At 67.9% G+C, this 21273-nt stretch carries 15 protein-coding genes and 1 pseudogene; 8 read left to right on the forward strand and 8 right to left on the reverse strand.

Features of this window, described 5'->3' with window-relative positions:
• Positions 1-64 precede the first annotated feature (64 nt).
• The 3 genes from ACNH6H_RS05260 to ACNH6H_RS05270 are packed head-to-tail and all read left to right on the forward strand — an operon-like array spanning position 65 to position 5318.
• Positions 65-637 carry a DUF2760 domain-containing protein gene (locus ACNH6H_RS05260; RefSeq protein ID WP_418316229.1) on the forward strand — a complete coding sequence of 191 codons (573 nt, stop codon included), beginning with the start codon at positions 65-67 and terminating at the stop codon, positions 635-637.
• A complete protein-coding gene (locus ACNH6H_RS05265) occupies positions 634-2475 on the forward strand; it encodes an Hsp70 family protein (protein WP_418316230.1) in 1842 nt (613 codons plus the stop codon). Before ACNH6H_RS05260 ends, ACNH6H_RS05265 begins: the two co-directional genes overlap by 4 nt.
• A 14-nt stretch (positions 2476-2489) precedes the next feature.
• Complete coding sequence (locus tag ACNH6H_RS05270) at positions 2490-5318, forward strand: Hsp70 family protein (RefSeq protein WP_418316231.1); 2829 nt, start codon at positions 2490-2492, stop codon at positions 5316-5318.
• On the opposite strand, the gene ACNH6H_RS05275 is transcribed toward ACNH6H_RS05270, so the two are convergent.
• The 6 genes from ACNH6H_RS05275 to merR all read right to left on the reverse strand — a co-directional run bounded on the left by ACNH6H_RS05275 (position 5315) and on the right by merR (position 15328).
• The gene (locus tag ACNH6H_RS05275; protein ID WP_418316232.1) at positions 5315-7015 is read right to left on the reverse strand and encodes a caspase family protein; all 1701 of its coding nucleotides are present in this window, start codon (positions 7013-7015) and stop codon (positions 5315-5317) included. The genes ACNH6H_RS05270 and ACNH6H_RS05275 overlap by 4 nt on opposite strands.
• Positions 7016-7020: 5 nt before the next feature.
• Positions 7021-7737 (reverse strand): hypothetical protein, encoded by a 717-nt coding sequence (locus tag ACNH6H_RS05280; protein WP_418316233.1) that lies wholly within the window; start codon positions 7735-7737, stop codon positions 7021-7023.
• A gap of 92 nt (positions 7738-7829) precedes the next feature.
• Positions 7830-10430 (reverse strand): autotransporter domain-containing protein, encoded by a 2601-nt coding sequence (locus tag ACNH6H_RS05285; RefSeq protein WP_418316234.1) that lies wholly within the window; start codon positions 10428-10430, stop codon positions 7830-7832.
• Between the two features lie 273 nt (positions 10431-10703).
• Positions 10704-13238, reverse strand: coding sequence for an ATP-binding protein (locus tag ACNH6H_RS05290; RefSeq protein WP_418316236.1), 2535 nt, complete (start codon positions 13236-13238; stop codon positions 10704-10706).
• A 97-nt stretch (positions 13239-13335) separates the two neighbouring features.
• A complete protein-coding gene (locus ACNH6H_RS05295) occupies positions 13336-14646 on the reverse strand; it encodes a branched-chain amino acid ABC transporter substrate-binding protein (RefSeq protein ID WP_418316237.1) in 1311 nt (436 codons plus the stop codon).
• 271 nt (positions 14647-14917) lie between these two features.
• Complete coding sequence (merR, locus tag ACNH6H_RS05300; RefSeq protein WP_418316239.1) at positions 14918-15328, reverse strand: Hg(II)-responsive transcriptional regulator; 411 nt, start codon at positions 15326-15328, stop codon at positions 14918-14920.
• A 65-nt stretch (positions 15329-15393) separates the two neighbouring features.
• Between merR and merT the strand changes: the two genes are divergently transcribed.
• From merT to ACNH6H_RS05325, 5 genes and pseudogenes are all read left to right on the forward strand, one after another.
• On the forward strand, positions 15394-15744 hold the full coding sequence (gene merT, locus ACNH6H_RS05305) for a mercuric ion transporter MerT (RefSeq protein WP_418316240.1): 351 nt from the start codon (positions 15394-15396) through the stop codon (positions 15742-15744).
• Between the two features lie 11 nt (positions 15745-15755).
• Complete coding sequence (merP, locus tag ACNH6H_RS05310; protein ID WP_418316242.1) at positions 15756-16052, forward strand: mercury resistance system periplasmic binding protein MerP; 297 nt, start codon at positions 15756-15758, stop codon at positions 16050-16052.
• Positions 16049-16300, forward strand: coding sequence for a mercury resistance system transport protein MerF (merF, locus tag ACNH6H_RS05315; RefSeq protein WP_418316243.1), 252 nt, complete (start codon positions 16049-16051; stop codon positions 16298-16300). Before merP ends, merF begins: the two co-directional genes overlap by 4 nt.
• Positions 16301-16368: 68 nt before the next feature.
• Positions 16369-17760, forward strand: a pseudogene (merA, locus tag ACNH6H_RS05320) (mercury(II) reductase); the annotation flags it as partial.
• A gap of 137 nt (positions 17761-17897) precedes the next feature.
• Entirely contained in the window at positions 17898-18260 is a 363-nt protein-coding gene (locus tag ACNH6H_RS05325; RefSeq protein WP_418316244.1) for a hypothetical protein, read from the forward strand.
• 4 nt (positions 18261-18264) lie between these two features.
• On the opposite strand, the gene ACNH6H_RS05330 is transcribed toward ACNH6H_RS05325, so the two are convergent.
• Both ACNH6H_RS05330 and ACNH6H_RS05335 read right to left on the reverse strand, forming a co-directional pair.
• A complete protein-coding gene (locus tag ACNH6H_RS05330; RefSeq protein WP_418316246.1) occupies positions 18265-19500 on the reverse strand; it encodes a M20 family metallopeptidase in 1236 nt (411 codons plus the stop codon).
• Complete coding sequence (locus ACNH6H_RS05335) at positions 19497-21272, reverse strand: allantoate amidohydrolase (RefSeq protein ID WP_418316247.1); 1776 nt, start codon at positions 21270-21272, stop codon at positions 19497-19499. Before ACNH6H_RS05335 ends, ACNH6H_RS05330 begins: the two co-directional genes overlap by 4 nt.
• Position 21273: the final 1 nt, after the last annotated feature.

Genomic DNA, 21273 nt, shown 5'->3' on the forward strand with positions numbered 1-21273 from the left:
ATCCCCGACAATAAGCCACGGCCTGGTGCTCCACCCGGCCGTTTGCCATTTCGGGATTGCATCGATGAGTGAACAGCATTTTTCCTTTTTCCAGCGCCTCGGCCTGGCGTTCGGCACCTTTTTCGCGCTGCTGGGCGACGGCCGCCTCGCCGCCCGCATCGCGGCGTTGCGCGCCGGCGCTGTCGAGGAACCGGCGCCAGCCGCCGCGCCGGTGCCGCCGCCCGCCCCACCCGCGCCATCGCCGATCCGCGCAACGGCGCAGGTCGATGCCGCACTGCAGCTGCTCGGCCTGCTGCAACGCGAGGCGCGGCTGGTCGACTTCGTGCAGGAGGATGTCGCAGCCTATGCCGATGCCGATGTGGCCGGCGCCGCACGGCTGGTCCATGCCGGCTGCCGCAAGGTGCTCGAGCAGACCTTCACGCTCGAGCCGGTGCGCAGCGAAGCCGAAGGCAGCCGCATCAGCCTCGACGAAGGTTTCGACGCGTCGGCGATCCGCCTGACCGGCAACGTCGTCGGCAAGCCGCCCTTCCGCGGCCAGCTCAGCCACCGTGGCTGGCGCGCCACCGACGTGCGGCTGCCCGGGCTGACCGAGGGCCATGACAGCCGCATCATCGCGGCCGCGGAGGTCGAGCTGTGAGCAGCAATACCAGCGCGAGATTTGCAATCGGCGTCGACCTCGGTACCACCCACTGCGCGTTGTCGTGGCTGGACCTGCAGGCCGCCGATGTGACGCCACAGATTTTGCCGATCGCCCAGCAAAGCGGCCCCGGCACGGTGCAGGACCAGCCGCTGCTGCCGTCCTTCCTGTACCTGCCGCATGAAAGCGAATTTGCCGCCGGCGAGCTGGCCTTGCCGTGGGACGCCGCGCCGGATCTCGTCGTTGGCGAATGGGCGCGGCGACAGGGTGCGCAGACGCCGATCCGGCTGGTCTCGAGCGCGAAGAGCTGGCTCGGCCACGGCGGTGTCGACCGCCGCGCCGGCATCCTGCCGACCGATGCGCCGACCGAGGTGACTCGGCTGTCGCCGCTGGCAGCCAGCACCCGTTATCTGAGCCACCTGCGCGACGCCTGGAACCACCAGCATCCGGACGCGCCATTCGACCAGCAGTCGCTGACGCTGACGATTCCGGCATCGTTTGACCCGGCCGCACGCGAGCTGACGGCCGAAGCCGCGCAGGCCGCCGGCTACAGCGGCGTCACGCTGCTCGAGGAGCCGCAGGCGGCGCTGTACAGCTGGATCGCGCAAAGTGGTGGCGACTGGCGCAAGCAGGTCAAGGTCGGCGACCTGATCCTGGTCGTCGACGTCGGCGGCGGCACCAGCGACTTCTCGCTGATCGCAGTCGTCGAGGACGATGGCAACCTGCAGCTGCAGCGCGTCGCGGTTGGCGATCACATCCTGCTCGGCGGCGACAACATGGACCTGGCGCTGGCCCATGGCGTCGCGCGCCAGCTCGCCGCCGAAGGCAAGACGCTGGACCCGTGGCAGATGCGGGCATTGACCTACGGCTGCCGCGTCGCAAAGGAGCAGTTGCTCGGTTCGCCGGACATCGACAGCGCACCGCTGCTGATCCCGAGCCGCGGCTCGAAACTGATCGGTGGCTCGATCAAGACCGAACTAGGCCGCGAACTGCTCAGCGCGACGATCCTCGACGGCTTTTTCCCGCAGGTCGGCCGCGATGCCCGGCCGATCAGCCGGCCACGCGCCGGCCTGACGCAGATCGGCCTGCCGTATGCGCAGGATGCCGCGATCACCCGCCACCTGGCGGCGCTGCTCGGCCGCCAGCTCGGCGCGACGGCAGCCCTTGCCGGCTTCGAGGCGGCCGAGGGTGCGAGCATGCTGCATCCGACCGCGGTGTTGTTCAACGGCGGGGTCTTCAAGTCGCCGCTGCTCGCGCAGCGCACGCTCGACACGCTGAACGGCTGGCTGGCCGAGGAAGGTGCAACGCCGGCGCGCCAGCTGGCGAGTGCCGACCTCGATTTCGCAGTCGCCCGTGGCGCCGCCTATTACGGCCTGGTGCGCCAGGGCCAGGGCATCCGCATCCGCGGCGGCACCGCGCAGTCGTATTACGTCGGCATCGAATCATCGATGCCGGCGGTGCCGGGGCTCGAGCCGCCGATCCAGGCGCTGTGTGTCGCGCCGTTCGGCATGGAAGAAGGCAGCGAGGCCGGCTTGCCCGAGCAGCAGCTCGGCCTGGTGGTCGGCGAGTCGGTGCGCTTCCGCTTCTTCGGTTCATCGGTTCGGCGCGATGATGCTATCGGCCTGTTGCTCGATTTCTGGGCGCCGGACGAATTGCAGGAACTGGCCGAGATCGAGGCCACGCTGCCGGCCGAAGGCCGCGCGGTCGGCGAGGTCGTGCCGGTTCGGCTGCACGCGAAGATCACCGAAACCGGCACGCTCGAATTGCTGGCCGAGCCGGTGGCGGGCGGCGCCGGCTGGAAGGTTGAATTCGAAGTCCGCGCCGACCAGCCGGCCTGAGCAGGCGGCCCTAGATGGCAACCGCCAGCAAGCCCCAGTCCGCCGCCGTCTACCGGGTCGGCATCGACCTCGGCACCACCCACACGGTGGTTGCCTGCGCGCGGCTGGACAGCAGCGAGATCGAGGTCTTCCCGATCCAGCAGACCGTCGCCGCCGGCGAAGTGGCGGCGCGGCCGATGTTGCCGTCGCTGCGTTTTCATCCGGCAGCCGGCGCGCTCGCGAGCGCTGACCTGCTGCTGCCGTGGGCCAGCGACGAATCCGCGGTGCTCGGCGCGTTTGCCCGCGAGCTCGGCGAACAGACGCCCGGCCGGCTGGTCAGCAGCGCGAAGAGCTGGTTGTCGCACCAGGCGGTCGACCGCGGCGCCGACATCCTGCCGTGGGGCGCGCCCGACGAGGTGACGAAGATCTCGCCGCTGGCGGCCAGTGCGAGTTATCTGCGCCATGTGCGCCTGGCCTGGGACCATGCCCACCCGGAGGCGCCGCTGGCGAAGCAGCAGATCGTGCTGACGGTGCCGGCATCGTTCGACGATGGCGCGCGGCAGCTGACGCTGGAAGCGGCGCGTCTCGCCGGCCTGCCGCCGCTGCTGCTGATCGAGGAACCGCAGGCCGCGTTCTACGACTGGGTGCACAGCCACTGCGACACGCTCGCGCAGGATCTGGCCGCGACCCGCCGCCTGCTGGTCTGCGACGTCGGCGGCGGCACGACCGACCTCAGCCTGATCGAGGTCGAACTGGTCGACGGCTTGCCGCGGCTGACGCGTACCGGCGTCGGCGAACACCTGGTGCTCGGCGGCGACAACATGGACCTTGCGCTGGCCCGCTGGATCGAGCCGCGGCTCAGCGGCGCCGCGGCGCGCCTGTCGGCGGTGCAGCTGGCGCAATTGACGCAGCGCTGCCGCGCCGCGAAGGAGTTGCTGCTGAGCCCGGACGGGCCGGACCACACGACCGTCACCTTGCTCGGCAGCGGCAGCCGCTTGATCGGCGGCGCACGCTCGGCGACGATGAGCCGCGCCGATGTCGACCGGCTGCTCGTCGACGGCTTTTTCCCGCAGGTTCCAGCCGATGCAACGCCGCAACGCGCGCGCGGCGGCCTGGTCGAATTCGGCCTGCCGTATGCGAGCGACGCCGCGATCACCCGCCATGTCGCGGCCTTCCTGGCGCGCCAGCCCGGCGCGGCGCACGAGAAACTGCCGGATACGCTGCTGCTCAATGGCGGCGTCTTCCATGCATTGCCGCTGCGCCAGCGGCTGCTCGACACGCTGAACGGCTGGGCCGCCGACGGCGCGCCGCCGATCCGCCTGTTGGAGACCGTGCAACTCGACGCTGCGGTGGCGCGAGGCGCGGTGGCGTATGCGATGGCCCGCGACGGTGCCACGCCGCGGATTGCCGGCGGTTCGGCGCGCAGCTATTTTCTGCTGCTCGATGGCGACAAGGCGCAGCAGGCCGGCAAGCCGCCACGCGGCGTCTGCCTGTTGCCGCACGGCGCCGAGGAAGGCCAGCCGGTGCAACTGCACGCGCAGCGCTTCAGCCTGCGGCTTGGCCGGCCGGTTCGTTTCCACCTGGCCAGCAGCGTCGTCGAGGTCGGCTCGCGCCCGGGCGACGTGATCGCGCTGCCGCCCGGCGACTTCATCCTGCTGCCGCCGATTGCCACCGTGCTGAACGACCGCGGCGCAAGCGAGGACACATCCAATGCTGCCGCATCGCGCGAGGTGCTGGTCGAACTGAGCACGATGGTCACCGAAGTCGGCACGCTGGAGATGTCGTGCGTCGCGATCGACGCGCCACAGCAGCGCTGGCGGCTCGAATTCCAGTTGCGCGGCGAGCCCGAAGACAGCGGCGCCGAAGCGGCGCGTCCGCCCCATCCGCGCCTGAAAGACGCCGTTGAAGCGATCGGCCGCGTCTATGGCAATCGCAAGCAGCAGGTCGACGCCAAGGAGGTCCGGCAGCTGCGGGCCCATCTCGAACGCCTGCTCGGCAACCGCGCCGGCTGGGATACGCCGCTGTTGCGGGCGCTGTTCACTGCGCTGTTCGACGGCGCGAGGCGCCGGCGCCGCAGCGCGTTGCACGAGCGGCTGTGGTTCAACCTGGTCGGCTTCACGCTGCGCCCGGGCTACGGCGACCCGCTCGACGAATGGCGGATCGCGCAGATGTGGGAACTGTTCGGCCCCGGCATTGCGCACAGCAACGAAAGCCAGCAATGGTCGGAATGGTGGACGCTGTGGCGGCGCATCGCCGGCGGCCTGTCGGCCGAACAGCAGGAGATGGTCTACGACGTCATCGCCTACTACCTGCAGCCGCCCGGCGGCAGTGACATCGAAGAGCCCGAAGGCCCGGCGATGGACGGCCTCGACGACATGCTGCGGATGGCCGCATCGTTCGAGCGGCTCGACGTCGCCCGCAAGCTGCAGTTCGGCGGCTGGCTGCTGCAACGGTTGCGCAACCCGAAGGAAAATCCGCACAGCTGGTGGGCGCTCGGACGGCTGGGCGCGCGGCAACCGATGTATGCCAGCCTGCACCACGTCGTGCCACCCGAGCAGGTCCAGCCATGGCTGGAGAGCCTGCTGGGGCAGGATTGGACCACGGTCGAGCCGGCCGCCTTCGCCGCCGCGCAGATCGCCCGCGCCACCGGCGACCGTGCACGCGACCTGCCCGAATCGATTCGCAAACAGGTCGCCGACCGCCTCGACGCCGCCCGCGCCGCGCCGAGCTGGGCCGCGATGGTGCGCGAAGTCACCGTGCTCGATGAGGCCGATACGCGGCGGGTTTTTGGAGAGTCGCTGCCGCCGGGGTTGCGGCTGGTGACAACCGAGAGCGTCAGCGCGTCTCAGCCACTCAAAAGCTAACGCCGCCGCACGAACAGAAAATCCCCGCCGTCGTGGCCGGCGCGGCGGATGTCGGAGAACTCGGGGGTCTGGTCGGCGGCGAGTGCGACCGGGCGGCGCAGGTCGCTGAACAGCGTCGTGCCGTCGATCACGCCGCGGTTCTCGTTGAGGATCTGAACCAGCGCCCTTGCAAATGGCGAGTGGCGGCCGTCGACCGAATCGAATACCGGCTCGAGGCCGCCGGACGACATCGCCTGGCGTGCCTTTTTCTGCGAGATCCGTTTCAGATAGTCGGGGTCGAGCGCCGGGCGGCTGTTGATGCCGCGGGTCAATGTGCCCGAGAAGCAGCTGTCGGCAATCACCAGCATGTGCTTGACCTTCAGCGCCTTCGCGAGGTCGCGCACGACATCGTTCGACAACCACTGGCTGCGCCTCTCGGCACGTGCATCGGTCGGCAGCCAGAAGCCCTGGTCGGCTTCCTTGTCGAGCCACCCATGGCCGGCGTAATAGATCAGCAGGTTGTCGTTTTCCTTCAGCGTCTCGCGCATCACATCCATCGCCTCGATGATCTGTTCGCGAGTCGGGTCGAGCAGCAGCCTGACCTTGTAGTCGTAATACTCCTGCAGCACCTTCGCCACCGCCTTCGCATCGTTGTGCGCGGTGTCCAGCGTCGGCAGGTGCTTGTAGCTGTTGATGCCGATGATCAGCGCGTGGTAGTTGCCGAAATCGATCGACGGCGGAGGTGGTGTCGCGACGCTGGCCGATTCCGGCGCTGCATCGCCCGGGACGCCGCGCGCAGTCGGATTGAGGTAGGCGTCGAGAAGCTTGCGGCGGCGCTGCTGGAATTCCGATTCGGCCAGTATCGACTTGTCGCGCAGCGTCTGCAGCATCGCCAGCCGCTGCTCCAGCTCGGCCGCCGGCGGCAGGTTGGAGGGCTCGGCTGGTGATGTTTGCGGCGCGGCCGGTGACGCAGCGGCCGGCCGCTGACCGACCGGGCTCGCGGGTGCCGGTGCCGCTGCCGGCGCTGGAGTGGGTGCCGGACGCGCCGCCGGCCGCGCGGCCTCGGGCGGCGCCAGCGATGCGACGGCAACCGGCGGCGGGCGGTCCTTCTTGCCCGACAGCAGGTTGATCTTCTGCCTGACGATCACGTCGTCGGGGCGCACTTTCATCACCGCATGGAAGGCGGTCAGCGCCTCGTCGATGCGGCCGTCGGCGGCCAGCAGGTCGCCTTTTGCCGACAGCAGCGCCGGGTCGCCGGGTTCGTGCTTCAGCGCCGCATCGCAGGCCGCCAGCCCGGGCTCGCCCGACAGGCGCGTGCAGCGGATGCGCGTCATCGACGCGGCAATCTCCTCGGCATTCGGCTTCGCATTGCGCTCGCGTTCGCGCGCGGCAATCGCCTCCATTTCGTCGGCATAACTCTTCGCCACCGCGAGGCGGTTCTGCAAGCTGCCGCTGGCCGGAAATTTGCGCAGCGCGGTGGCCAGCAACACGGCTGCCTTGCGGTGCTCCTTCTGTTCGACCATCAGGTCGGCAAGCCGTTCGACCAGGCGTTCACTTTCCAGCGCTTCATCGGCAATCGCCCGGCAACGCCCGTCGACCTTCAGCTCGCGTTCATCGGTGCACTCGATCACGTCGCGCAACAGCGTCGCGCTGGCGTGAGGCGCCGCCAGCACCAGCATCGATCCGACCAGCAACCGGGCAAGCACGAAACGCAGCATGACGATCAACGGTAGCCGGACGTGCCTATGCCCTGGCTGCCTGCCTTGTCGACATCGGGGTGCCATTGCCACAGGCCGTTCGGCAGCCGGATCAGGCCGAACAGATAGCGGCGCTCGATCTGCGAAAACGGCGGGTTTTCGCGGCCAACCATCTCCTCGATCTGCGAGCGCCATCCTTTCGTGTCACGGACCAGCGATGCCGTCTGCGTCTTCAGTTCCTCGGCCAGCGAGACCAGGTCCTCGGGTTTGTTGCTGGCGCGGATCTCCTGGCAGATTGCGACACCGACCCTGGCGCCCTGCCGAACCTTCGATGCGGTCGACTCGAGGCCGAGCACGCTGTCCTTCAGGTTCTTGCTTGCGTCCGGCGAATCAGCGGCAAATTTCAGGTGGTCGGTTCCGCCCTCGATCGCGCGGATCAGCCCATATCCGGTGCCTGGACCTTGCGAAACGAGTTTCGGGTCGAGCGCGTGCAATACGCCGTCGACATGCCGTTTCAGTTCGGCCGGGTTGCGCCCGGACTGGTGGGCCTTCGCCGCCTGTTCGGCAGCAACCGCCGCCTCGCGTTCGGCCACCTCGAGCAGACCGATGCGCTCGGGCGTATCGACCCAACCGGACAGCGTATGGCCGAGGTGGACGTGGGCAATGGTTGGCCGAACGACCGTATAACAGCCGGACAGAAAGGTGGCAGCAAGCAACAACACAATGGTCTTGGCAAATCGCACGCGTGTTTCTCCTTTCGAGTATTCGCTGGGCGACGGCCGACCTGCATTGATCCGGGGCCGGCGTGTCGCCGGACCCGATCGCCGCCTCTGTCTCAGAACCGCATCGTATAGGTGATGCCGATCTGTTGAACAGAGTAGGGTGAACTTCCGCCCTGTCCCCGTTGCAATCTGAACGGATACGTGAATTTGTTGTAGTCCGGCGCCTGCGTCGGCTTGACGCGGATGCCGGTCCACGAGATGTCGAATGAATCGCGGCTGCCAAGCACGAAGCGGTAGCCGAGCGTGGCGATCAGGCTGCGGCCGCGGAAGCGGTAGGCGACAAAACGTTTCGCCGGAAACGCATCGTCGTCGGCCAGTGCGTCGGAGACCGCAGCGCTGTCGGCGGCCGGAATGCCCGACGAGACAAAATCGCCGCGCCGGAATTCGAGTGCACCGAGCAGCATGCCGTGGTCGCCGAGCTGGTGATCGGCGCCGCCGCGCAGCGATGTGAACGAGGCGTCGTAGATGTCGCCGCGGGCACTTCGCCGGTTGTGCGCGAGCACGCCGGAGACGCCGGTCCGCTCGGCCACCTGGACCCGGGTATTCGCGCCGATCTCGAAGCGGTTGCCGGTGCGCAGGTCGGAGCGCGAATTGTCGTGCGCGAGGCTGGTGTAGACGCCGAAGCGCGGCGAGGTGAACAGGCCTCCGGCCTGGTAGGCAAGTTCGGCGCGCAGGCCGAGGATGGCGGTATCGAGCCGATCGAAGGTCTGGTATTTCTCGGCGCCGAGCGTCGCACCGTAGTTCAGGCTCATGCTGTCGTTGAACTCGACCTTGTCGCCGATGCCGCCGGTGACGATCCAGATGCGGTCACTCAGTTCGGGCGTCGGCGATCCGGTGCGGGTGATGTTGGTATCGTGCAGCAAGCCTGCGCTCACCGTGAACGGCATCTTGCCGCTGGCCGGTGCGGCACCCGGCGGACGCGGCCGCATGTCGTCGAGCGCGGTCGACAGCCAGAAGCGTGTCGAATATTCGGGGTTCTCGCGGATGCGGCCATTCGTGCCGAGCTCGAATCCTACGACGATGCCACGGTGGGTCAGCAGTTCGGCACCGAGGCCGATCAGCGCATTGCCGCGTTTTTCGCTGGTCGGCGCGACGCTGTAGCTGGTGCCGCCCGGCTGGTCGGCATAGGCGATCGTCGCCGAACCGGCACGCTGCAGCTCGCGGCCGTACTCGATCCGGATGTGCGGGATTACACGGCCGAATTCGGATTCATGGACGGCACTCGCGCGCACACCGAGCGCAAGCCGCGACGAACTGTATTTCTGCTCGAAGTAGGTCAACGAACTGATGCCGGCACCGGTTTCGCTCGTGCGATCGAGCGTGCCGCGGTTGAATTCGAGCCGTGCATACGGCGACCACGCAATGTTCTGATCGCGGATCTCCTTGCTGAATGCGAGCGACCCATAAACCTGGCTGCCGTCGCGCTCGCTGGTCGCCAGCATGTTGGTGACGGTAACGTGCCGCTTCGACTTCGAGGTGATCGTCCCGTAGCCGAGGATGGCATCGAGGTAGGTATCGGGAACGATTTCGTACGAGCCGTAAAGCGAGACTGCATTGCCGGTAAAGCGGCTGTCGGAGCCGTTGCTGCCGAAGGTCGAGTGGGAGCGCGAATAGCCGGCGGCGCCGCCGACGACGAGGTCGCGGCGCAGGCGGCGGTCGACACCGACGGTGAAGCCGGATGTCTCGAAACGGGTGTCGCGGCCTTCAGGGCCGATGCGGCCGAACGTCGCGATGCCGCCGAGCCAGTAGCCGCCGTCGGTGGCGCCCGGTTTGGCGCCGGCATCGCTGGCCAGCATCACCGGCACTTGCCCGGTCGTCAGCAGCGACAACATCATGCCGGTGGCCGCATCGGGTTCGCGCGGTTCCAGGCCGGCCTGCTCGTCACGTCGCCCGTCCGGAAACCCGGGCAGCGCGCCGTGTGCCTCGCCGCTGCCGAACGGGCCCGTCGGTGCCGGGCCGAAGCCGCCGACGCTGTTCGCGGCGACGCGCAGGCCAGTGCCGCTGCCACCGCCGATTCCAGGCGTGCGGTGCAGCGATTCGAGCCGGTTCGAGATATTGCGCACCTGCGCGGCAGCGAAGCGGCGCTGCGTCGCCAGCTGCGACGAGATCAACGACGCCACATCGGCCTCGAGCGTCGGCGCGATGCGCTCATTGCCGCCGACACCGCTCAGTGCAGCAACGCGCCGATCGACATTGCCCGGTGAATTCGGCGTCAACGGCACCGTCAGCGTCGCGCTTTTGGTGCCCGGCGAGACCGGCATGAACTTGACGAGGATGGTGCACGAATCGGTCGCCGGGTTGCCATGGCGCGGGCCGTCGCCACCGGCGAGCGGACAGGTGCCGCCGACCAGCGTGAACTGCGCACTGTCAGGCCCGCCGATGACGACCGGATTGAGCCTCGCCGCCGAACCGGCCGGGCCGGTGACCGCGGCCACATACAGCGTCTTCACCGTCGAACTGAGCACCGGCACATTGCCGAAGGCCATCGTCGACGAGATCGTCTCGGGGTGGTGATTCGTTCTCGCCTCGGCGATCGAGGTGGCGCTGATGCCGATGCACTGAGGCGTGCCCCCGCATTCGGCCAGGACCGGCCCACTCAGACCGACTGCAGCAAACACAGCGGCCATCCGGGTGACAAGGGTGCGCTTTGTCATTCTGGATCCTTTGCAGTCGGACCGGGCTCGGTTGAGACCAGTCGCTGCTCCGCGTGCCGACCGGCAACCGGGGCAGGCCGTGCGGGATATACCCGCACTGGCGACACGACTTTAACCGCATGACTTCGCGGTGTCACGCGGCGATCGATGGTGTGCATCTGTCGGCCGCACATCGGCTTCGCGCTGGTCACGCGGATGTCAGGCCCCACCGACCGGGAACAGGAAACGCATCGGGCGTCGACAGCCGCCGCCGCGGCCGGTGACTGCGCTGCTTCAGCCAGCGTCCCCGCGAAAGGCAATGCGCAGGATTTCGTCGTCCGACAGCGCCGCGCCTTCCGTGAACAGCGCACGCAGTGCCGCAGGATCGAACAGCCTGCGCAACTCGGCGGCGACGCGGCGGCGCACCGCAGCCTCGCCGCCTTCGCGGCGCCCATCAAACGATGCAAAGACGAAGTCGGCATGACCCAGCACCCGCGCGGCGTCGGCCGGGCGGCCCTGGCGCAGCGCCAGCAGCGCCAGCGGATCGAGACAGGTGAACAGCGTGCCGCGGCGCGCATTCAGCGCCGCCGCCTCGCGCAGCAGCGGGACCGCCTCGTCGGTGCGGCCCAGCGCGGCCAGCGAGGTGCCGAGGTTGTTGACCGCGACCAGCCGGAAGCGCGAGAACGGATCGAGCCGCGTCAGTTCGAGCAGTTGCTGGCCGAGCGCGACCGCCTCTTCGGTGCGGCCGAGCACCGCGTCCATCTGCTCGCGACCCATCAGCGCGGTCAGCCTCATGAACTGGTCGTCGGCCTGTTCGGCAATCCGTTCGAACTGGCGCAGCGGCTCTTCGCATTGCTCCGGACGACCGGCACAAAACGGAACCCAGGTCTGCGAAAACAGCCGTTCGGCGCGCAGCGCGAGCGGCCAGCCATCGTCCTCGAGGTTCTCCATCTTGCGCAACGCGGCTTCCGCACCATCGATATCGAGCGACATCGCGTTGACCCGGGCCAGCACTGCAAGCGATGCATACAGTTGCCGCCGGTCGTCGATGGTGCGGCACAGCTCGACCGCCCGCGCGATCGCCTGGCGCTCGGCATCGCCATAACGCGGATGGGCGCCAACCGCACGTTCGCGCAGCAGCCGGGCATGCCACAGCGGCGGCATCGCGGCGCTGACGAGCGCCAGCGCTTCATCGCAGCGTCTCAGCCCTTCGACGCGCAGACTGCTGGTCCACCAGATCCAGGCCGACGATCCGGTCAGCGCAAGCTGCAGTTCGTGCTCGCCAGCATCACGCGCCCAGTCGAGCGCGGCGCGCAGGTTGTCGATGTCGGGCATCGTTCGCCGCGCCCGCAGCTGCGACGGCACCAGCCAGAATTGTTCGAATTCCAGCTCGAACAACTGCTGCATCGCCTGCGCATGGCGGCGCAACATGTCGCCGGTTTCGCCGGCGTCGCGCAGCCGTTCGAGGGCAAAGACGCGGGCAGTTTCGAGCAGCCGGTAGCGCGGCGGCTCACCTTCGTCGACGACCAGCAGCGACTTGTCGACCAGCGTGCCGAGATGCTCGAGCAGTTGCCATTCGTCGTCGGCAGTGTCGCTGGCCAGCACCCGTCGTGCGGCGGGCAGTGCAAAGCCGCCGACAAAGACGCCGATGCGGCGAAACACCGTTTGCTCATCGTCGCCCAACAGGCCATGGCTCCAGGCCAGCGTTTCGCGCAACGTCTGGTGCCGCGGCAGCGCGGCACGCGAGCCACCGGTCAGCAGGTGGAGCCGCTGATGCAGCCGCTCGCGCACGCCGGCGACGCCGAGCAGCGGCACACGGGCAGCGGCCATCTCGATCGCCAGCGGCAGGCCGTCGAGACGACGGCAGATTTCGCGGACATCGTCGACATTGCCGGCGTCGAGCCGAAAGCCCGGCTGCAATGCGGCGACGCGCTCGACAAACAGCGCCACCGCGCCGGCGCGCTGCGCCGACTCCAGGCTGTTGTCGCCAGGCAGTGCAAGCGGTGTCGCACGGAACAGGTATTCGCCGCCGACACGCAGCAATTCCTGGCTGGTCACCAGCAGGCGCACCTGCGGCGCATGCTCGAGCAGCGACGCCGCCAGCGCGCTGGCGGCATCGACCAGATGTTCGCAATTGTCGAGCACCAGCAGCAGTGCGCGATTGCGCACGGCGTCGACGATTTCATCCAGTGCAGCCTTGCGGTTCGGCAACGCCGCTCCGAGCGTCTGCGCAACCGCGTCGGCGAGTTGTGCCGGATCGACGATGCGGGCCAGCTCGACCCACCAGACACCATCGGCGAAGCGGTCGCCGAGCCGATGCGCCGCCGCCTGTGCCAGCCTCGTCTTGCCGATGCCTCCGGCGCCGACGACGCTGACCAGCCGGTGCGCCTGCACCAGCTCGACCAGCGCACCGATATCGTCATCACGGCCGAACAATGTCGGCAGCCCTTCGGGCAGGTTGCCGATGCGTCGGGCCGCCGGTTCCGCCCGACTCGGTGCCCGGTCAGGCTGCGCACAACCTTCGACATTGGCGGTGAAGCGGTAGCCGCGCCCGGGGATGGTCGCGATCGCCTGCGGGCCGAGCAGCTTGCGCAGCGCGCTGACCTGGACCTGCAGGTTGTTTTCCTCGACCACCAGCCCGGGCCACACAAGCTCCAGCAGTTCGTTCTTGCCAACCGTGCGGTCGCGCCGTTCGATCAGCGCGACCAGCAGATCGAACGCCCGTGCACCGAGCTTGGCCGGTTCATCGTCGATCAGCAGCATCCGCTCGCCGAGCCGCAGCCGGCAGCGATCGAATCTGATTTCACAAGCCGACTCGCCGGCATTCATCGGTCAAACCTCCTGCCGAACTTGTAGCAGAAGCAGGTGCAGATGGCTCCGCGATTCAGAACGTTTCAGGGTCGGCCCGTTGGCCGGCCGATCGGCATCAATCCGGCCGGTCCATCTTGCAGCGGTGCGGCATTTCGACCTGGGCGGCATCGAAGCGGCGCACCGTGCGGAAGCCGTATCCCGAGCCTTCGACGTCATGGCGCACGCCTGGCTGGCCGGCCCGCTCCATGATGCTGACGACCAGCGGCTGCTGGAACTGGTGGTCGCCGGCGCGCATCGTCCCCGTGTGCAAGCCGCCGAGCGTTGCGCCGTCGTAGCGCAAGCCTTCGAGCGCGCGCGCAGTGGCCAGCGGATCGGCCGAGCCGGCACGTTGCATCGCGGCGACCAGCATCTCGACCATCACCTGCATCCGCGCATGCACATAGTCGTGCGCCGGATCCGGGAAACGCTTCCTGAACGATCCGTAAAACGCCTCCGACGCCGCATCACCGGCATTCGGATGCCACTCGGCAACCGCGAGCACCGAGCCGATGCCGGCATCACCGATCGCCGCCGGTGCGCCGAGTGCATTGCCGTAGAAGGTATAGAACTTCAATGGCAGGCCGTTGTCCTTCACCGCCTTGACGAGCAGCGTCAGGTCGTTGCCCCAGTTGCCGGTGATCACCGCCTGCGCACCGCTGGCGCGGATCTTCGCCGCATACGGTGCGAAGTCCTTGATCCGGCCGAGCGGGTGCAGTTCCTCGCCGACGATCTCGATGTCCGGGCGCTTGGCGGCCAGCATCTCGCGGCTCTTGCGAACCACATGCTGGCCGAAGCTGTAATCCTGGCCGATCAGGTAGACCTTCTTGATCGCCGCGTCGTCACGCAGCACGTCGGTCAGTGCGCCCAGCCGCATGTCGGCATGGGCGTCGAAACGAAAATGCCAGAAGCTGCATTTTTCGTTGGTCAGCGCCGGATCGACCGCCGAATAGTTCAGCAGCACAACGCGCCGCGATGGATCGCGCTGGTTGTGTTTTTCGATCGCATCGACCAGCGCCGTTGCGGTCGCCGAGCTGTTGCCCTGCATCACGAAGCCGATGCGGGCATCGGCCGCACCGCGCAGCAGCAGCAAGGCATCGTCGACCGTGCCCTTGCTGTCGTAACGGACCAACTCGAGCCTGCGTTTGCCCCCGGGCAGCGCCACACCACCACGCGCATTGACGCGTTCGACCGCCCAAGCAAGGTTGCGAAAAACCGCTTCGCCAGCATTCGCAAACGATCCGGACAGGCCTTCGATCATCGCGATGCGGATCGGCTCGGTGCCGGCATTGGCCCGCGCGAGGCTGCTGCCGAGGGCGAGCACCGCGGCAACGACGAACCAGCGCCAGGCGGTCAACCCGCGCCGCTGGTGGGATAACGAAAACAGCATGCAATCTCCAGGATCAGAAACGATTGTTCGGTTGACCGACCAGGCCCGAAGCTTGTCCGGTGGGGCGGCCAGCAGCCGTCGAGCGGAACAGCGACGCAAGCCTGTACCGCCACGAACGTCTGCACCAGCGATCTGCCGGTGGCAGGTCGGACCGGCGCCCGGCCCGACCAGCGCGAACCGGCTCCGACGCGCTCGGTCGGCGGCTTTCGACCGGCGCGGATTATCGGCCAGCCGAGCGCACGCTCGGCGTTGACGGCCGCCGTCCGAGCCGTCAGTGCGCCGACTGCAATGCGACGATCACCGGGCAGCAGACCTTGCCGCGGGTCGATTCGCACGCGCCGATCATCTCGCGCAGTGCCCGCTCGATCTGCCGCAGCCCGGCCAATCTCGCGTTGACGTCCGCCAGCTTCGCCTCGGCGAGCGCGCGTGCCTCGTCGCAATGCCGGCCGTCGTCGAGCGTCAGCAGTTCGGCCACCTCGTCGAGGCTGAAGCCGAGCCGCTGCGCTGCCTTCACGAAACGCAAGCGCGCAACGTCGCGGTCACCGTAGCGCCGGATGCCGCCGGCCGGACGCGCCGGTTCGCTCAGCAGGCCCTTGCGCTGGTAGAAGCGGATCGTCTCGACGCCGACGTCGGCCGCGGCCGCGAGCGCGCCGATCGTCATCGCACCAGGGTTGTTCTGCATCAGCTTGACTCCGTACCAATGTACGGAAATAAGCTTAATGCATCGTTCCGCAAGCAGTTCAACGAATGGAAAAGACAACAGATGGACGCGGCGCGCTGGCCGCCGGTGGCGCTGCCGCGATACTGGCCTCGGCATGTTGCCTCGGCCCGCTGGTGTTGCTGTCGCTCGGTATCGGTGGCGCCTGGATCGCCAACCTGACGGCACTCGAGCCGTGGCGGCCGCTGTTCATCGGTGCCGCGCTGATCGCGTTGCTGCTTGCAGCCCGGCGCATTTTCCGCCCCGCATCGGCATGCAAGCCGGGCGAAGCCTGCGCGCTGCCGCGTCTGCGTCTTGCCTACCAGCTGATCTTCGTGGCGATTGCCGCGCTGGTTGTGGTCGGCATTGCGTTCCCCTATATCGCCCACTGGTTCTATTGAAAGGAGCCGACATGAACAAATCGAATTTCGTGCTGGCATGCATCGCCATTGCATTGCCAAATATGGCCGTCGCGGCAGTGCAGACCGTCACGCTGTCAGTGCCGACGATGGACTGCCCGGTCTGCCCGATCACCGTGAAAAAGGCGCTGAGCAAGGTCGACGGCGTCAGCAAGGCCGAAGTCGACTACGACAAGCGCCAGGCGACCGTGACCTTCGACGACAGCCGGACCGATTCATCGACGTTGACGAAAGCGACCGCCAACGCTGGCTATCCGTCGTCGCTCGCAGCGCCTGCAACCGCACGATGAACGATCGCCAGTGGCTGCGCACCGGAATCGTCGCATCGATCGTGCTCGCGATCTGCTGCGTGACGCCGGTCCTCTTCATCGCGATGAGCGCGGTCGGCCTCGCGGCCTGGGCCGGCTGGCTTGATGTCGTGCTGATTCCGGCGTTTCTCGCCAGCCTCGCGCTGACCTGGTGGGCATGGCGGCGCTGCCGCCGCGACAAGGCTTGCGCTGCCGACAGCGGCGCGCCGGCAAGATTGAAGGACCGTTGACGATGAAGCCACCGTTGCTGGAGAGCGATCAGGCTTGCGCGACCGGGCGCTGCGAGACAGGCGCCAGCCGCATCGTGGTGATCGGCAGCGGCGGTGCCGCGATGGCGGCGGCGCTGCAGGCCGCCTCCGACGGCGCCCAGGTCACGCTGATCGAAAGCGGAACGCTGGGCGGCACCTGCGTCAATGTCGGCTGCGTGCCGTCGAAGATCCTGATCCGCGCAGCGCAGGTCGCGCAGATGCGCCGCCACAGCCCGTTCGACGACGCGATAGCTGCCGCGCCACCGGTAATTGACCGTGGCCGCCTGCTTGCGCAGCAACGGCAACGGGTCGACGCGCTGCGCGAAGCCAAATACGAAAACATCCTGCGCGATTCGCCGTCGATCGAGGTCGTGCAAGGACGCGCCGCTTTTGCCGACGGCCACCAGCTCGATGTCGCGCTGGCCGACGGCACGCAGCGTCGGATCGGATTCGACCGCTGCCTCATTGCGACCGGCGCTCACGCGGCCGTGCCGCCGATCACCGGGCTCGCCGACACGCCGTACTGGACCTCGACCGAGGCGCTCGACAGTGATCGCTTGCCGCAGCGGCTGCTGGTGATCGGTGCATCGGTGGTCGCCGTCGAACTGGCGCAGGCCTATGCCCGGCTCGGCAGCCGGGTCACGCTGCTGGCGCGGCGCCGCCTGCTGGCGGATCAGGATCCGGCAATCGGCGAGGCGCTGACCGAGGTATTTCGCGCCGAAGGCATCGAGGTGCTCGAGCAGAGCGATGCGGAGCTGGCGACGCATGTCGACGGCGAATTCGTGTTGACCGGCACCAACGGCGAGCTCTGGCGTGCCGATGCGCTGCTGGTCGCGACCGGCCGCATGGCCAATACCGCCGGCCTGAACCTCGATGCCGCCGGCGTCTCGACTGACGCACGCGGGCGCATCGTCGTCGACTCGGCGATGCGGACCAGCGCCGCCCACATCTTCGCCGCCGGCGACTGCACGACGCAGCCGCAGTTCGTCTATGTGGCGGCGGCGGCAGGCACACGCGCCGCGATCAACATGCTCGGCGGCGATGCGAAGCTCGACCTGACGGCGATGCCGGCGGTGATCTTCACCGATCCGCAGGTCGCGACGGTCGGGCTGAACGAGGCGCAGGCGCGGCTGGCCGGTTTCGATGTCGATACACGCACGCTCTCGCTCGACCAGGTGCCGCGCGCGCTGGTCAATTTCGACACGCGGGGTTTCGTGAAGCTGGTCGCCGAGGCGGGCAGCGGCCGCCTGCTCGGCGTGCAGGCGGTGGCGGCAGAAGCCGGCGAACTGATCCAGACCGCGGCGATCGCGATCCGTGCGCAGATGACGACGAGCGATCTCGCCGATCAGCTGTTTCCGTATCTGACAATGGTCGAAGCGTTGAAACTGGCGGCGCAGACCTTCCGCAAGGATGTCTCGCAGCTGTCGTGCTGTGCCGGCTGAGTGGCCCAGTCGCACAGCCGCGGCGACCGCCGCGCATCCGGGCGACTGAACCTGGCGAAAAAAACCGCGTCAAAGCCGATGGCAGGCGCCGCGGCAGCAACGCCGCGACGCGACCGGAACAGCGGGGAGAACAACCGATGATCAAACGAAGCATCCCGACCCAATGGCTGGGCGCCGCGGTACTGGCGATCGGCCTCGGCACCACCGCCTGCGCGCACGACACGCCGCGTGCCGCATCGGCACCCGAGCCGAGCCTGATCGACAAGGCAGAACATGCGGTGCAGCACGGCGTCAGCGCGACCGCCAGCGGCCTCGAACGTGGCGCCAAGGCCACCGAGCGCGGCGTCAAGGCCGCGGCCGGCGGCGTCGAACGTGGCGCGAAAGCGGCCGCGCGCGGCATCGAGAAAGGGGCACACGCAACCGCCAATGCGGTCGAGACGGCGGCGCGCAAGGTCGGCATCGCGCCGGCAGAGCCGGCCGCGTCGGAAGCGTCGCGCTAGAAGCTCAGCTGAGCAGTTGCGCCAGCGAACGCGCGACGACCTTGGTCGCGCGGCGCAGGTCCTCGAGATCGATGTGCTCGTCGGCGCGTTTTGCATTGCTCTCGAGCACCGTGCGCGGGCCGCAGCCATACAGCACCGCCGGTATGCCACGCTCGCAGAACAGCCGGGCATCGGTATAAAGCGGTGTACCCGAAGCCTCGATGGTCTCGCCAAAGACCTCCGACGCCTGGCCACACAACGCGTCGACCAGCGGCTTGTTGCCATCGAGCGGCTTCAGCGCATTGGCCAGCAGCAGCCGTTTGATCTCGACCGTGATGCCCGGCGAATCGGCAACCGCGGCGCGGATCACCCGCTGCAGCGTCGCCTCGACCTCGACCGGGTTTTCCTCCGGAATCATCCGGCGGTCGATCTTCATCACGACCTTGCCCGGCACGACATTGGTATTGGTGCCGCCCTCGATGCGCCCGACATTGACATACGGGTGCGTGATGCCCTTGACCTGGCTGCTGATCTGCTTGTACAGCGCATTCTGCTGGTACAGCGCGGTCAGGATGCGGTTTGCGGCCTGCAGCGCGTCGACACCGGTGTCGGGCACCGCGGCATGGCCCATCTTGCCGTGCACCGTGACTTCCATCTGCAGGCAGCCGTTGTGGCCGGTGATCACCTGGTAGCTGAAGCCGGCGGCGATCAGCAGGTCGGGTTTGACGATTCCCTGCTCGAGCAGCCAGCCAGGGCCGAGCTCGCCGCCGAATTCCTCGTCGTAGGTGAAATAGAGTTCGGCCGTGCCGTGCAGACGCTGCTGAAGCGATTCGAGTGCGCGCAATGCGAAGGCATAGGTCGCAAAGTCGCATTTGCTGACCGCGGCGGCGCGGCCATACAGCTTGCCGTCGACGACCTCGCCGCCGTACGGATCGTGGCTCCAGCCTTCGCCGGGCGGCACGACATCGCCGTGCGCATTCAGGCCGATCGTCCGGCCGCCGTCACCGAAGCGCCGCCGCACGACAAGGTTAGTGATCGTCTCGAGGCCGGCCGCACGCACCGCATCGGCCGGCACTGCATGGCGTTCGGCGTCGAAGCCGAAACCCTTCAGCAGTTCGGCGGTGCGCTCGGCATGCGGCGCATTGTTGCCCGGTGGCGTATCGGTCGGCACCTGCACCAGCTGTTGCAGAAAGCGCACCTCGTCGTCGAAATGGGCGTCGATCCACGCGTCGAGCGCGTCGTGGGTGGCGGAATTGGTCATCGTTGTTCGGTCGCGAGTTGGTCGAGCAGGTTCTGGAAGGCACGCACGCACAGGTCGGCGTCGTCGTTGGTGATCGATTCGAGCGGGTTGTGGCTGATGCCGGCATTCAGGCCGCGGACAAACAGCATGGCCTGCGGCATCGCCTCGTGCAGCTTCATCGCATCGTGGCCGGCGCCGCTCGGCATCCGGAAAACCGGCAGGCCGAGCGCTTCGACCGCCTGCTCCCAGCGCTGCTGCCAGCGCGGCGCACTCGGCGCGGCCGAGACACGCATCGTCTCCTCGAGCGAGAAATGCAGGCCGCGGCGCTCGCAGATGCGTTCGAGTTCGGCGTTCACGTCGGCCACGCAGGCATCGCGCACCGCATCGGTCGTCGCGCGGATGTCGATGCTGAAGACGCAGCGGCCCGGCACCACGTTCATCGAGCCGCTCGGCACCTGCAGCATGCCGACGGTGCCGACCAGATCCGGCGCGGCCGCCGCACGCTGCTCGATGAACAGCAGCAGCTCGGCAGCCGCTACAGCGGCATCGCGGCGCTGCCCCATCGGCGTCGTGCCGGCGTGGCTCGCCATGCCGACGATCTCGGCCATCAAGCGCACGCTGCCGTTGATCGACGTAACGACGCCGAGCGGCAAGTCGATCTGGTTCAAGACCGGCCCCTGCTCGATGTGCACCTCGACGAAGCCGAGGTAGCGCGAGGCGTCGCGTTTCAGCTTCGCAATGTCGTCGACATTCAGCCCGGCCTGCGCCATCGCCTGGCGCATGCTGATGCCGTCGGCATCGCGCTGCTCGAGCCAGCGCGGGTCGAAGTGGCCGATCAACGCGCCCGAGCCGAGGAAAACGGCCTTGTAGCGCTGGCCCTCCTCTTCCGAAAAACCGACCACCTCGATGCCGAACGGCAAGCGCCGGCCCTGCCGGTGCAGTTCGCGCACGCAGGCCATCGGCACGAAGATGCCGAGCCGGCCATCATATTTGCCGCCGTTGCGCACCGTGTCGTAGTGGCTGCCTGTCATCAGCCGCGGCGCCTGCGGGTCGCTGCCGTGGTAGATGCCGACGACATTGCCGACCGCATCGATCCCGACCTCGTCGAAGCCGCAATCGTCGCGCATCCACTGCTGGAGCTGACGCGCGCAGGCGCGGTGTGCGTCGGTCAAGTAGGTGACGGTCAGTTCACCGCGCTCCGCATAACCCGGGTCGCTGTGCACCGCGAGTTGCTCGGACCAGTCCCAGACCAGGTTGCCGAGATCGGGGTGCTGGTCGAACTTGTCGTCGAGGCGGATCTCGGCGATGCGGTGAATGTTGCGCAGGCACTCGTCGAACTCGAAATCCGGATGATTCGCGAGCCGCCGCGCGAAGGTCGCGATGATTTCCGACTTGTTCAGGCCGAGACCACGCGGGCCGCGCACCGCAAGGATGAACGGAAAGCCGAACTTCTCGTTGTAGTCGGCATTGAGCTGCTGGATCTTCGCGAATTCTTCCGCAGTGCAGTCGGTCAGGCCGGCCTTGCCCTGCTCGTTGGTCGATTCGGCGGTCAGCGACTTGCTGACCATCGCCTTGCCGGCCAGTTCGGGGTGGGCGCGGATCAGCGCGAGCTGCCGCTCGCGGCCGGCATCACGCACACTTTGCACCAGCGCGAGCTTCAGCTGCGCCAGCGTCGCAAACGGGCGCTTGCCCCAGGCATCGGTTGCGACCCACGGCGAATGTTCGTAGGTGCCGTCCAGCAGTTCGGTGAAGCGAGCCTGGTCGGCGGCATTCAGCGTCTCGAGTGTCAGCATG

This window comes from Pseudideonella sakaiensis (assembly GCF_048320135.1).
GTDB classification, from domain to species: Bacteria; Pseudomonadota; Gammaproteobacteria; order Burkholderiales; family Burkholderiaceae_C; genus Ideonella_A; species Ideonella_A sakaiensis_A.